This window comes from Nocardioides sp. JCM 18999 (genome assembly GCF_055391175.1).
Map to the genome: position 1 here is coordinate 3,481,073 of NZ_AP043887.1, position 13,416 is coordinate 3,494,488.

The 13,416-nt window shown below is 68.7% G+C and carries 11 protein-coding genes and 1 tRNA gene; 6 read left to right on the forward strand and 6 right to left on the reverse strand.

The genetic code is table 11. From position 1 onward, the window contains the following. Positions 1–56: 56 nt before the first annotated feature. Genes ACZ5J1_RS17250 through ACZ5J1_RS17265 form a run of 4 tightly spaced genes read right to left on the reverse strand, consistent with a single transcriptional unit; the run spans position 57 to position 5,221 of the window. Complete coding sequence (locus ACZ5J1_RS17250; protein ID WP_464560771.1) at positions 57–902, reverse strand: ATP-binding cassette domain-containing protein; 846 nt, start codon at positions 900–902, stop codon at positions 57–59. After that, positions 899–2,680, reverse strand: coding sequence for a dipeptide/oligopeptide/nickel ABC transporter permease/ATP-binding protein (locus ACZ5J1_RS17255; RefSeq protein WP_464560772.1), 1,782 nt, complete (start codon positions 2,678–2,680; stop codon positions 899–901). The genes ACZ5J1_RS17250 and ACZ5J1_RS17255 overlap by 4 nt, the downstream gene beginning before the upstream one ends. Further along, the gene (locus ACZ5J1_RS17260) at positions 2,677–3,792 is read right to left on the reverse strand and encodes an ABC transporter permease (protein WP_464560773.1); all 1,116 of its coding nucleotides are present in this window, start codon (positions 3,790–3,792) and stop codon (positions 2,677–2,679) included. Before ACZ5J1_RS17260 ends, ACZ5J1_RS17255 begins: the two co-directional genes overlap by 4 nt. Next, positions 3,692–5,221 (reverse strand): ABC transporter substrate-binding protein, encoded by a 1,530-nt coding sequence (locus tag ACZ5J1_RS17265; RefSeq protein ID WP_464560774.1) that lies wholly within the window; start codon positions 5,219–5,221, stop codon positions 3,692–3,694. Before ACZ5J1_RS17265 ends, ACZ5J1_RS17260 begins: the two co-directional genes overlap by 101 nt. A gap of 253 nt (positions 5,222–5,474) precedes the next feature. On the opposite strand from ACZ5J1_RS17265, the gene ACZ5J1_RS17270 reads away from it, so the two are divergent. Continuing rightward, positions 5,475–6,749: an ROK family protein gene (locus ACZ5J1_RS17270; RefSeq protein WP_464560775.1), complete on the forward strand. Its 1,275-nt coding sequence runs from the start codon at positions 5,475–5,477 to the stop codon at positions 6,747–6,749. A 26-nt stretch (positions 6,750–6,775) separates the two neighbouring features. Here the strand turns inward: ACZ5J1_RS17270 and ACZ5J1_RS17275 are convergent, their stop codons facing one another. Then, complete coding sequence (locus ACZ5J1_RS17275; RefSeq protein WP_464560776.1) at positions 6,776–7,990, reverse strand: FAD-dependent oxidoreductase; 1,215 nt, start codon at positions 7,988–7,990, stop codon at positions 6,776–6,778. 126 nt (positions 7,991–8,116) lie between these two features. On the opposite strand from ACZ5J1_RS17275, the gene ACZ5J1_RS17280 reads away from it, so the two are divergent. Continuing rightward, complete coding sequence (locus tag ACZ5J1_RS17280; protein WP_464560777.1) at positions 8,117–8,737, forward strand: TetR/AcrR family transcriptional regulator; 621 nt, start codon at positions 8,117–8,119, stop codon at positions 8,735–8,737. Between the two features lie 504 nt (positions 8,738–9,241). On the opposite strand, the gene ACZ5J1_RS17285 is transcribed toward ACZ5J1_RS17280, so the two are convergent. After that, positions 9,242–9,325: transfer RNA gene (locus ACZ5J1_RS17285), tRNA-Leu, on the reverse strand. A gap of 204 nt (positions 9,326–9,529) precedes the next feature. Here ACZ5J1_RS17285 and ACZ5J1_RS17290 point away from each other — a divergent pair. The 4 genes from ACZ5J1_RS17290 to ACZ5J1_RS17305 are packed head-to-tail and all read left to right on the forward strand — an operon-like array spanning position 9,530 to position 13,416. Further along, on the forward strand, positions 9,530–10,246 hold the full coding sequence (locus tag ACZ5J1_RS17290) for an FhaA domain-containing protein (RefSeq protein ID WP_464560778.1): 717 nt from the start codon (positions 9,530–9,532) through the stop codon (positions 10,244–10,246). Then, positions 10,239–10,703 carry an FHA domain-containing protein FhaB/FipA gene (locus tag ACZ5J1_RS17295; RefSeq protein ID WP_464560779.1) on the forward strand — a complete coding sequence of 155 codons (465 nt, stop codon included), beginning with the start codon at positions 10,239–10,241 and terminating at the stop codon, positions 10,701–10,703. Before ACZ5J1_RS17290 ends, ACZ5J1_RS17295 begins: the two co-directional genes overlap by 8 nt. Then, complete coding sequence (locus ACZ5J1_RS17300) at positions 10,700–12,010, forward strand: PP2C family protein-serine/threonine phosphatase (protein WP_464560780.1); 1,311 nt, start codon at positions 10,700–10,702, stop codon at positions 12,008–12,010. The genes ACZ5J1_RS17295 and ACZ5J1_RS17300 overlap by 4 nt, the downstream gene beginning before the upstream one ends. Then, on the forward strand, positions 12,010–13,416 hold the full coding sequence (locus ACZ5J1_RS17305; protein ID WP_464560781.1) for an FtsW/RodA/SpoVE family cell cycle protein: 1,407 nt from the start codon (positions 12,010–12,012) through the stop codon (positions 13,414–13,416). Before ACZ5J1_RS17300 ends, ACZ5J1_RS17305 begins: the two co-directional genes overlap by 1 nt.

Genomic DNA, 13,416 nt, shown 5'->3' on the forward strand with positions numbered 1-13,416 from the left:
GAATCCGGTTCCGATGATTCCGGCCCCGACCCGTCGTGAAGGGTGCGTCGTGGACATCACGCTGCATCGCCCCGCGACGATGCGGCGTCGAGACGCCGAGCCCGACGGGCTGCCTGCGCAACCGGGTCAGGGACCGGCGAGGCGAGCAGGAGCTTCTGCGTGTAGGGGTGCTCGGGCGTCGATGTGACGGTGTCGCCGTCGCCGAGCTCGACGATCTCGCCGCGGTACATCACCGCCACCCGGTGAGCGATGTGGCGCACGACGGCGAGGTCGTGGCTGACGAAGAGGTAGGCGACGCCGGTGCGCTCCTGGATCTCGACGAAGAGGTCGAGGACCCGGGCCTGGGTAGAGAGGTCGAGGGCACTGACGGGTTCATCGCAGACGATCAGCTTCGGCTCGCGGCACAAGGCCCGGGCGATGGCGACGCGCTGGCGCTGACCGCCGGAGAACTCGCGCGGCAAGCGCTGCGCGGCGTCGGCGGGCAGGTGGACGGAGTCGAGGAGGTCCTTGACCCTCTGGCGCGCCTCACCCTTGGTGACGCCGCCTGCGGCGAGCGGTTCGGCAAGGATGTCGCCAATCGTCATCGCCGGGTTCAGCGACGTGTACGGGTCCTGGAACACGACCTGGATGTCGCTGCTCAGCGCCCGGCGCTCCTTCTTGCCCAGGCCGGAAATCGTCCGGCCTTCGAAACGGATCTCACCGTCGGCCACCGGCGCGAGGCCGAGAACGGCGCGACCGAGCGTGGTCTTGCCCGAGCCGGACTCACCGACCAGACCGAGGGTTTCCCCCCGACGTACGTCGAGGGAGACTCCGTGCAGGACACGGATCGGTGAACGACGGAATCCCTTGACGTCGTACTCGACGGCGAGGTGGTCGACCTCGAGGAGCGGGGTCTCGGTCATCGGCTGACTCCCATCACTGGCAGGGGCTTGCGGGCCGGCGCGCCCTCGACGGAGCTGTCGAGAAGCATCCGGGTGTACGGGTCCTGTGGGTCGGAGAAGAGGTCGGCAGCGCTCGCCACCTCGACGATCAGGCCTTCCCGCATGACCGCGACGGTGTCGCAGATGTCAGCGACCACACCGAAGTTGTGGGTCACCAGCAGGACGGCCATCTCACGCTCGGCTTGGATCTCACGGATCAGGTCGAGCACCTCCGCCTGGACGGTGACGTCGAGTGCGGTGGTGGGCTCGTCGGCGATCAGAAGCTCGGGGTTGCAGGAGACGGCACCGGCGATGAGGACGCGCTGCGCCATGCCACCCGAGATCTGATGGGGGTAGGCGTTGAAGACCCGTTCGGAGTCGCGGATGCCCACCCGTTCGAGGAGCCGGAGAGCTTCCGCCTTCGCATCCTTGCGGGAGAGTCCGAGGTGGTGCCGCATGGGCTCGATGAGCTGCGACCCGATCCGGAAGGACGGGTCGAGGTTCGACATCGGCTCCTGCGGGATGTATCCGATACGTCGACCACGGAGCCGGTTCATCGCGGCTCCGGAGAGCCCCGTGAGGTCCTCGCCGTGGAACTGGATCTGGTCGGCGGTCATCGAAGCCGCGTCGGGCAGCAGCCCGAGCACGGAGAAGGCCGTTTGTGACTTGCCCGAGCCCGACTCCCCGACCAGGCCGAGGACTTCGCCCTTGCGGATCGCCAAGGAGATTCCGTGGACGACCTCCCGGTCCCCCGCGGTACCCGGGTAGGACACAACGAGGTTGTCGATCTGCAGGGCGACATCATCCCCGGTCTCTCCAGGCAGAGCGGCGGCTGCGCTTCCAGCGGACGTTCGCTTCCGGCGGCGGCGCGGGGCGGGGGAACCCCCGAGCGCGTCCCGCAGGGAGTTGCCCAGGAGAGCGCATGCGGTGACCGTGAGAATGATCGCGAGTGCGGGCCAGACCAGCAGTCGGGGTGCGGTGTAGATGTTCTGGAAGGCGTCGTTGAGCATGCCGCCCCAGCTGGCCTGGTTGGCCGAGCCGAGACCGAGGAACTCCAGGCCGGCCTGAACCACGATTGCGATGCCGAGGATCTGCGACATCTGGATCACCGTCGGAGCGACGACCACCGGGAGGATGTGACGGCGGATCAGCCGGGGGTCGGTGAGGCCTGAGACCCGCGCCGCGTCGACGAAGAGCTCTTCGCGCACGGCGATCACCGAGGCACGGACCAGCCGGAAGACACCGGGGGCGATGATGAATCCGAAGACGAGCATCGCCAGGGCGGTGTTGCGCCCGACCTGGGTCAGGACGACGAGCAGGATGATGATCGCGGGCTGGGCCATCAGCAGGCTGGCAATCCAGGTTGAGATGCCGTCGAAGCGGCCACGGAAGTAGCCGGCGATCAGTCCGGCAGGCAGGCCGACCAGGAGTGCGACGACCACGACAATCAGCGCACCGACGAGGCTGGTGCGGGCGCCGTAGAGCAGCTGGGCCCAGACGTCGGTCCCGACACCGTCGGTCCCGAGCGGGTGCCCGGCGCCCATCGGGGCCAGGGCATTGGCGATGTCGGAGTCGGTGGGGCTCTGCGAGGTCAACAACGGAGCGAGGACGGCAGCGGCGATGACCACCGCGAGCCACGCCAGCGCGATGACGGCGGTGGGAATGCGCAGGAGGCGTTTGAGCAGGCCAGCGCGTCTGATCTCGGGGTCGATGGCGTGGCCGAGGGTGGCCGCCGTGGACGGATCGGTGGAGAGGCTCATGCGATGCGCACCTTGGGGTTGAGCCAGCCGAGCAGGAGGTCGGCGAGCAGGTTCACGATGACGACGAGGGTGACGACGAGGAGGACCACGCCGAGGATGAGCGGAACGTCGCCCTGGCTGGCCGCCGAGGTGGCGAGCTGGCCGATGCCGTTGAGTCCGAAGACCTTCTCGATCACGACGGCACCGCTGATCAGCGCGATGAACTGCAGGGAGAGGATCGTCAGGGATGCCGGGGCTGCATTGCGTAGTGCGTGCTTGAGCAGGATGCTCCGGGTCGGTAGGCCACGGCTGCGAAGCGTCCGCACGTAGTCCTGGTTGAGCACCTCGATCATCGAGCCGCGGGTCTGGGTGGACACGGTCGCGACGGCACCGACGGTGAGCGCGACGGCCGGGAGCGTGATCGAGGTCAGCCACCCGGCAGGGTCGACGCTCAGCGGCGTGTACCCGATGGCCGGTAGGACGCCGAGCTGGACGGCGAAGACCACCGAGAGCAGGAGGCCGACGAGGAAGCTGGGGATCGCGAAGCCGACGATGGAGAGCACCTGGACGGCGTTGTCGAGCCATCCCCCGCGGACGGCCGAGACCACACCCAGCACGACGCTGATCAGTGCCGTCAGCACGATGGCGCTGACCACGAGGGAAAGCGTGACCGGCAGGGCCGCCCAGACGAGCGTGGTGACCGACTCGTTGGTGAACCAGGAGATACCGAGATCGCCGTGGAGGACACCGCCCAACCAGTCGAAGTAGCGCTGGAGGACGGGCTGGTCGAGGCCGAGCTCGGCCTGCTTCGCCGCGACCTCGTCGAGGGTCGCGGTGGGGCCGAGGATCCGGCGGGCCGGATCCGATCCGGTCATGGCTGTCAGGAAGAACGTGACCGTCGCCGTGACAAAGACGAGGGCGACGCCTGAAGCGATTCGGCGAAGCAGGAAGGTGAACACGGTAACTCCGAGGGTTGGATCTGGTGTGCCCCCGCGCCCGCGGCCTCTGAGGACCGCGGACGCGGGGACGGGATCAGCTGGCCGGCTGGTAGGCCGACAGCGGCGGGACGCTGACGCCCGGCACGGTGGTGACGTCGATGCCCTTGGCCGTGATGGCCGCGCTCTCGACGGCATCCCACGGGGCGAACCACGCCTGGTCGACGACGTACTTGTTGACCGCCTGGAGCGCGGCGTCCTGGTCGTCGCCGGTGGCGGCGTACGCCGCGTTGATCAGCTTCGTGAGCTCCGGGTCGCTGTTCTTGAACGGGTTGAACGGTGACTGGTCGGTCATGGTGAGGCCGATGAGCTCGTACGGCGACGAGGTGGTGAGCGTGAAGTAGTTCAGCGGCCACTGCCCACCCATGATGCTTCCGACGACCTGGTCGCCCGTGATCGGCTTGTACTTCACCGTGATGTTGATCGACTTGAGCAGCTCGGTCATCGCAGCCTGCTCGTCGGGGTAGACCGGCGAGAAGTCGGGGAGCGTGATCGTGAAGCCGTCGGCGTACCCGGCCTCTTCCATCAGCTGCTTGGCCTTGTCCAGGTCGTACGGGTAGGCGTTGTCGAGCGCCTCGTCATAGCCCAGGGATCCCTCCGGGAAGACCTGGGCGGTGACGGTGCCGAGGCCGCCCTTCACGGACTTGAGGATCGCGTCGCGGTTGGTGGCGTAGTTGATCGCCTGACGGACACGAACGTCCTTCAGAGCCGGGGCGATCTTGCCGTCGCGGTCCCAGAGGTAGAGGCCGTCAAGGCCGCCGCCGAAGAAGGTCTTGACGTTCAGGTTCGCCTGCTTCGCGGCGGCGAGCAGGTCACTGGCCTGGGTCGCGGTCGCGTCGATCTGGCCAGAACGCAGACCGTTGACCGTCGCGCTCATGTCCTCGATGTAGCGGACGGTGAGCTTGTCGTACGGGAAGGCGTCCTTGTCCCAGTAGTCCTCGTTGCGGGTGTAGACGTAGACGCTGCCGGCGGTGCTCTGCTTGGCGTCCAGGACGTAGGGGCCGGAGCCGACGGGCTTCGTGGCCAGATCGGCGGAGTCGAGCGCCTTCGGGCTGGCCATGTAGCCGGAGCTGCGGGCCAGCGCCGCGGTCAGGCCCGGGTCGGGACGGTTGAGCTGAAGTGTGACGTGGGTCGGGTCGACCACTTCGACGCTCGTGACGGATCCGAGCGCGGAGGCCGCCTCGCCCTTGGCCGCCTTGGCGTGCTCGAGGTTCGCCTTGACCGCGTCGGCGTCGAAGGCCGCTCCGTCGGTGAACTTCACCCCTTCGCGCAAGGTCAGGTTCAAGCTCATGCCGTTGTCGCCGGAGGTCCATTCGGTGGCGAGGTCGGCCTGCGGCTGACCGTCGGTGCCGACGCTGAGGAGCTTGTCGTAGACGGCCTGGTAGTACGGGTCCTCGGGGCCGCTGGAGGCCATAGCGCCGATGGCGAACGAGGATGGCGGCGTGATCGCGGCCAGGGTGAACGAGTCGGTGGAGGCCCCATTGGTGGTGCCACCCGACGAGCTTCCACAAGCCGCCGTGGCAGCAACCAGGGACGCGACGACCGCCGCGCCAATCAACCTTCGCATGTGTGTCTCCGAAGAACTCGGGCGGCCATGACCGCGTACAGAGTGGATGTTTCCGAGAGGCGTTCGGGGCATGTGGTCCCGATCACTTTCTCCAACTTATGTTCGCTTGGCACGTATGTCAACGGTCACATCATGCACCCTGCTGATCCAGCCCATTCACCGGGGTGATGTCACGAACGCCGCGGTCTCACCGAGGAGTCGGTCGCGAGATACCCTTCTCTTTTGGCCCTGCCGAACATTACGATCTGCTGCTGTGACGACCACAGCTGTCTCCTCAGCTCCCTCCCCCCAGGATGCGTTCATCTACGGGCGGTTGATCAACCTCGTCCGGACCGGGCAGGCCGTGACCCGGCCCGAGCTCGAGCGTGAGACCGGGCTGGGCCGCAAGGTGATCGCGCAGCGGGTGCGGCAGGCGATGGAGGTCGGCCTCCTCGAGGACGGCGCGATGGCCCCCTCGCAGGGAGGCCGACCGTCCCGGACGCTGACGTTGCGCAGCGAGGCGGGTCACGTGTACTCCGCTGTGATCGGCGCCACCGAGATGTCCGCTGCGGTCACAACGCTCGACGGCACGCTGATCGACTTCGCCCATGTCGACTGGGAGTCGGCCGACCGTCCGAACGAGAGCCTCGAACGGCTCGACGCCATGTTTGCCCGGCTGGCCCAGCGGACCCGGACGCGGCCTTGGGCGTTCGGGATCGGCGTCGCCGGCCCGGTGGACTTCTCTACCGGAGCCCTGGTCGCACCGCCGATCATGCCGGGATGGAACGGATTCAACGTCCGCTCCTGGTTCCGCGAGCGCTACGACGCTCCAGTGTGGGTGGACAACGACGTGAACGTGATGGCGTTGGGCGAATGGCACAAGGGAACGCCCAGCGACGGCAACGACCTGCTCTACATCCTGGTCGACATGGGCATCGGCGCCGGTCTCGTTTCCCACGGCACGGTTTTCCGTGGTCACAACGGCGCGGCTGGCGACATCGGCCACATCCAGGTCAGTGAAGCCCCGGACCTGCGCTGCCGATGCGGGCGGACGGGGTGTCTCGAGGCTGTCACCGGTGGCTGGGGATTGGTCCAGCGGCTGACGCCACAGGCCGCGGCCAGTCCAGCACTCGCCGCAGTGCTCAAGCAGGGACGGAACCTGACCCCGCAGGACATCGGTCTCGCCGCGGCGGCCGGTGATCCACTGGCCTCGACTGCAGTCAACGAGGGCCTGGACGCGATCGCGCGGACCGTGGCCACGTTGGTCAGCTTCGCCAACCCGGGCACTGTGGTGCTGGGCGGGGGAGCGCTGCGTATCGGGCCCGAGGTCGTCGACCGGTTCAGGCGCACGTTGGTCCAGCGGACCAGCGATCTGGCGGGGAGCGATCTGGTGGTCCGGAGCGCTTCGCTCGACTTCCGCGAGGGCGTCATCGGCGCCGCCCTGCTTGCGATCGAGCAGCTCTTCAGCCCTTCGTCGGTGGGCCTCTGGATCGAGGAGGGCACTCCGGTCGGTCACGCGGCGATGCTCCACCGCACCGCCATCGCCTGACCGGCGTACCCTCCCCGAACGCCCAGCTAGATCGCTGCGTCGATCAGCGCGAGCTGCTTCATGATCTCCCCCGGGCTAGCGTCGCCGACCACCTTCTGCAGGAAGGGAGTGCGGTCCATGATGAAGTCACGGACCGGCCTCAGCGGCGCCGGGGTGTGGTGGAAGATCTTCCCGTTCATGTAGGCGAGCTTCACCTGCTGCGCGGTGTGCGGCTTGCGCGGGTCCTCGTAGGCCTGCAGCGCCGCGGAGACGGCCCCGGCATCGGTCAGGTCGACACCACGCAAGGCACGCCCCACGAAGAATCCGTCCTCGATCGCCATCCCCGCTCCATAGGCGGCGTACGGCGACGTGGGGTGCGCCGCGTCGCCGACCAGGGTGGCGCGGCCCTGTGACCACTGCGGCAAGGCGGGTCGGTCGCGAAGCACCCACCGCTGCACGTGCTCCGGATCGGTCGATGCGATGAGGCCCGGTAGCGGCGCGGGGAACTCGGCACCCAGTCGGGTCGCCGCTGCATGCGGGTCGTCGGGCGCCGGAGCGTCCGGGTCAACTGCCTCGAGCACCCACCACTGATACCCGTCACGCCCCTTCGAGCGGATCGCCGTCCAGCTGCCCTGCACGGTGCGCGAATGGGTGAGGACCGCCTCGCCAGGTACCGCCCCGACGGGTGAGTCGAACGTGTAGCCCCCGAAGATGTGGAGCCGGTGCTCCCGCTTCGGTGCGTCACCCCACAAGGTCCGTCGCACCAGTGAGTCGATGCCGTCGGCGCCGATCACGACGTCGTACTGCTCCTGGCTGCCGTCGTCGAAGTGGAGGGTGACCGCGTCGGCGTCCCGACTGAGCCGCTCGACGTTCCGGTTGAACTGCATGACTCCGGGAGGAACGGCCGCGAGCATCCGCTCGTAGAGGTCGGGCCGCAGCAGCCCGATGAAGCTGCCGTGGTACTCCTCCTGCACCTCGCGGGCGAGCTTGACATCGACGCGCACTTTCCCGTGGAGGTTGCGGAACTGCACGTGGCACGGTGCACCGAGGTCGTCGGTGTCCACCCCCATGGCTCCCAGGGCCTTCAGCGGCGGTGGCCACAGGTTGAGGATGTTTCCGGCGGGCCGGGCTTCGCGGTAGCGCTCGAAGACCTTGACGTGATGTCCGGCCTGGGCCACCGAGAGCGCGGCGGCCATGCCGGCCGGCCCCGATCCGATCACTGCCACTCGCCCGGCTGGCGACGGCACTTCCGCGTCGTTCATTCTTGAATCCTAACGGTAACTAGCATTACGGTTTATCCAGTCTGTGATGCCGGTCACGGGATGTCAAGGAGGGCGCACCCGATGGGTCAGAGGTCAGCCGCAGGTCCGATCAGGGAGACTGGCGCCATGGAGCTCACCGTCCGCCCCGCCCAGCAGCAGCGGAGTCGCGAGGCGTGGGCGCGCGTCCTGGATGCGGGCGTCGCCGTGCTCTCCGAGGGCGGCAGTGAGGGGTTCACCATTGCCGCCGTCTGCGATCGTGCCGGCGTGACTCCCCCGACGATCTATCGACGGGCACCTAATAAGGACGCGCTCTTCCTGGCCGTATACGAGCACGGGATCGAGCAGATCCGGGTGGTCGAGGAGTCGGTGCGCGCCGAGTCGTCAACGCGGGAGATCGCCTCCGTCGAGGAGGTGGTCGGGGCAGCGGTCGAGACGATCGCGCGGATCTTCCTGACCCACCGTGGGTTCTTGCACGCGGTCATTGTCATCTCGGCGACGAACGCGACCGTCCGCGACCAGGGTGTCGGGTCGAGCACGGCCTTGGCCGAACTCTTCGATCAGCTGACGGCATCGGTGACTCCCGCGTCCCAGGCACCGACCCGGGCCGCGGTCTTCCACATGGTCTTCGGGGCACTGGTGCTGCGCACCGGCTTCGGCCCCGACTTCGCCATGCCCGCTCCTGTCGAGGACGACGCGTTCATCGAAGGCTTGAAGTCGGTCGCGGTCGGCGCCTGGACGCACGCCTGACCCCTCCCCGAACGGCTTACTCGCCCTACAGGCCGCGGCTGCGGGCTTCTTTGTAGAGGTGTGCGACTCGCGTCTTCGACAAACCAGTCACCTTCGCGACCTCACCGTAGGAGCCATGCGGTCGGTACAGCTTCGCGACTGCGGCAAGCCGCGGCCCTGCGAGCACCTCGAGAGCGTCCTCGAGCGCGATGAACGGGTCAGAGACTGCACGCACCGCCTCAGCCGGATCCTCGAACGCGGCCAGGCGTGCAGCCTCATCGTCGATCGCCGCCTCCAAAGTCAGGGAGAGCTGCCGGCTCGGCTCATATCCGGAGCGACGTTGACATGGGGGCACCCGCAGACAGGATCGCGTTCGCTGCAGTGCCCGATAGGAAGCCCGCTGGCTGCGGACCCGACCCGGCCAAGTAGCCCCAGGGATGGCCACCGACTCGCTCGGAAAGCACAAGAGCCAGATTGGACCGGTGTCCAACCTGGCTCTTGTTTCGGGGATATCCCCATCAAGCGTGCGCGAGGGGGGAGTTGAACCCCCACGTCCTTTCGGACACACGGACCTGAACCGTGCGCGTCTGCCTATTCCGCCACTCGCGCTTGAAGCATCCGAAGACTAACCGAGCGCGGGCTCAGGACCCAAACCGGGGGCGCCACCAGCCCGCGAGGCGACACCGACGGGGCCAAGGTCCCCGGTCGGTTGAGCCGATCCCGATACGATCAGGAGAGCCCGGTGACCGACGCCGGTCTCGTGGCGCGCCATCCGTGCATGCCATCGACGGAACCGACGCGAGGGAGGTGGGGATGAATCCGCTGCAGCGGTTCGAGCAGCGCCTCGAGCAGGCCGTCTCCGGTGTCTTCGCCCGCGCCTTCCGCAGCGCGGTGCAGCCGGTCGAGATCTCGGCGGCGCTCCAGCGTGAGTGCGACAACAACGCCCAGGTGATCTCCCGGCAGCGCAAGCTGGTCCCCAACGACTTCCACGTCGAGCTCAGCACCCCGGACCTGGAGCGTCTGCGCCCCATGGACACCGCGCTGGAGACCGAGCTGGCCGAGCAGCTCCGCGGCTACGCCGACTCCCAGGGCTACGCCTTCCCGGGCCCGGTGCACATCGACTTCAACCCGGCCGAGGACCTCACCACCGGCCGGTTCCGGATCCGCAGCCAGTCCCGCGCCCAGGTCAGCGGCGACGCCAGCCACACCCGGCTGACCCGCGCCTACGCGGTGCTCGAGGTCAACGGCACCCGGCACCCGCTCGACTCCACCCTGGTGGTGGGGCGTGGCAGCGACGCCGACATCCGGATCAACGACCCCGGCGTCAGCCGTCGCCACGTCGAGTTCCGGCTCAGCGGCTCCGGCCCGATCCCGCGGATCGAGGTCCGCGACCTCGGCTCGACCAACGGCATGCTCGTCAACGGGCAGAAGATGCAGAGCGCGGTGCTCGACGACGGAGCCGACGTACGGGTCGGGAACACGGTCCTCACCGTCCGCCTGATCGAAGAACCTCAGGCGCCGCGTGTCTGAGCTGACCCTCGTCCTGATCAGGATCGCGTTCTTGGCGATCCTCTGGATCTTCGTGCTCAGTACCGTCGGCGTGCTGCGCTCGGACCTGTTCGGCGCTCGCGCCGAACCGAAGACCAACGGCAACCGCAAGGGCCAGCCGAAGCCGGCCCGCGGACCCCGCCGCGCGGTGCCCACGCACGTCTTCGTGGTCGACGGGCCGAGCAAGGGCCAGCGGGTCGAGCTCAGCAGCGCCCCGATCCTGATCGGTCGCGGCTCCGACGCGGCGATCCGGCTCGACGACGACTACGTCTCGACCCGGCACGCCCGGATCGCGACCAACGGCGACCAGTGGTTCGTCGAGGACCTCGGCTCCACCAACGGCACCTACATCGGCACCGTGCGCCTGACCCGTCCGACGGCCCTCACGATCGGGACGCCCGTCCGGATCGGGAAGACCACGGTGGAGCTGCGCAAATGACCGCCGGGGATCGACTCTTCCTCCAGTTCGCCGCGATCAGCGACGTCGGCCGGATCCGCAAGGACAACCAGGACAGCGGGTACGCCGGCCCCTGGCTGCTCGCGGTCTGCGACGGCGTCGGCGGCGCGGCCCGCGGTGACCTCGCCAGCAGCACCGCGGTCGGACAGATCCGCAACCTCGACCACGCCCCCGTCGTCCCCGCCGACGGCGAGATGACCGCCGACATGCTGCTGGGCAACGTCGCCGACGGCCTCGACCGGGCGCACCGCCGGATCGCGGAGATGATCCGCGACGACCCGGCCCTGTCGAGCACCAGCACCACCGCCACCGTCGGGCTCTTCGACGGCACCCGGCTCGGCCTGGGCCACGTCGGGGACTCCCGGGCCTACCTGCTGCGTGCCGGCGAGCTCACCCAGCTCACCCACGACCACACCTTCGTGCAGACGCTGGTCGACGAGGGCCGGATCACCGAGGACGAGGCGCGGGTCCACCCGCACCGCAACTTGATCCTGCGCGCGATCGACGGCCAGCGGGAGGTCGAACCCGACCTGATCGTGCTCGACCTCGAGGCCGGCGACCGGCTGATGTTCTGCAGCGACGGCGTCTGCGGCTCGCTCGACGACGTCCGGCTGCACGACATCCTCACCACGGGCAGCCCCGACTTCGCCGCGGTCGAGCTGGTCCGGGCCAGCCTGGACGCGGGCAGCTCGGACAACGTCACCTGCATCGTCGCCGACGTCACCGTCGAGCGCACCGTCGACCCGATCCCGCAGCTGGTCGGCGCGGCGGCGGAGATGCGCCGGCGCAAGATCTTCAAGGGCCACCGCAGCGGTGACACCGGCGAGCTCGACCCGCTCCCGCACCGGGAGGACGGCGACGACCTCCCCGCCGGTGCACGGTTCGACGACCCGATCGACCCCGAGACCGCCCGCTACGCCCCGCGCCCCCCGGCGCGCTTCCTCTGGCTGCGCCGCCTGCTCGCCGTCGTGATCGTGGTCGGTCTGCTCTGGGCCGCCGCCGCGACCGCGGTGGCATGGACCCAACGCCAGTTCTACGTCGGCGAGCACGAGGGCAACGTCGCGGTCTTCCGCGGCATCCCGACCTCGGTGCTCGGCTTCGACCTCGGCACGCCGTACGAGACCACGGACGTCTCGATGGACTCGCTGTCGGCCTTCGACGCCGCGGCCGTGCGCCAGGGCGTCACCCAGTCGAGTGAGGCCGATGCCGAGAAGTTCGTCCAGACACTGGCGAACCGCGCGGCCTCCGACACCGCCGAAACCGACACCGGCACCGAAGGGACACCCTGATGTCCTCGCTCACCGCTCCGCCGACCGCGCCGGGATTCGTGCACCGCAGTCGTCGCAACGCTGAGCTCGTCCTGCTGGTCGTCGCCCTCGTGGTCGGCCTCGGCACCTACGCCTACGTCGGTCTCGGCGTGGAGGGCCACGTCCCGCCCGACATCTACGGGTACGGCGCCTGGCTGGTCGCCCTCGCGATCGCGGCCCACCTGACGCTGCGCGTCGTGGCGCCGTACGCCGACCCGGTGCTGCTCCCGATCGTGGTGGCGCTCAACGGCTTCGGGCTGGCGGTCATCCACCGGATCGACCTGGCCCACGGCGACACCGACTTCGCCACCAAGCAGCTGTTCTGGATGACCCTCGGCGTCGGCCTCTTCATCGCCACCCTGGTCTTCATCGCCGACCACCGGGTGCTGCAGCGCTTCACCTACACCTGCGGCCTGGCGGCCGTCGTCCTCCTGCTGCTGCCGATGCTGCCCGGGATCGGCCGCAACGTGAACGGCGCCCGGATCTGGATCAACGTCGGCTCGCTCAGCTTCCAGCCCGGTGAGGTCGCCAAGGTGCTGCTGGTGATCTCGTTCGCCGGCTACCTCGTGCTGCACCGAGATGCGCTCGCCTTGGCCGGTCGGCGGGTCGGTGGGATCGACCTGCCGCGCGGTCGAGACCTCGGCCCGATCCTCGCGATGTGGCTGGTCAGCCTCGCGGTCCTGGTGCTCCAGCGCGACCTCGGCTCGGGTCTGCTCTTCTTCGGCCTGTTCATCGTGATGCTCTACGTCGCCACTGAACGGGTCGGCTGGCTGGTCGTCGGCGGCACCCTCTTCGGGGTCGGCGTCGGCGCGATCTGGATCTTCAGCGGCTCGATCGGTTTCCTGGCCCACGTCCGCAACCGGTTCGACATCTGGCTGCACCCGATGGCGTTCTACGACCGCAGCCCCGGTTCGTACCAGCTGGTCGAGGGCCTCTTCGGCCAGGCCTGGGGCGGACTGATCGGCCGTGGCTTCGGCGAGGGCCGCCCCACCCGGGTGCCGTACGCGGAGAGCGACTTCATCATCGCCAGCATCGGCGAGGAGCTCGGTCTGACCGCGGTGATGGCCGTGATCGTGCTCTACGCGCTGATCGTCGAGCGCGGCTTGAGGATCGCCCTGATCAGCCGGGACAACTTCGGCAAGCTTCTGGCGACCGGTCTCGCGGTCACCTTCGGGCTCCAGGTCTTCACCGTCATCGGCGGCGTCACGCGGCTCATCCCCCTGACCGGTCTGACCACACCGTTCCTCTCCAGCGGCGGCTCCAGCCTGGTCACCAACTGGGTGATCATCGCGCTGCTGCTGCGGATCTCCGACCACGCCCGCCGCCCGCTGCCGGACCTGTCGGTCCCGACCGACGACACCGCGACCCAGGTCATCAAGGTGGGTTGA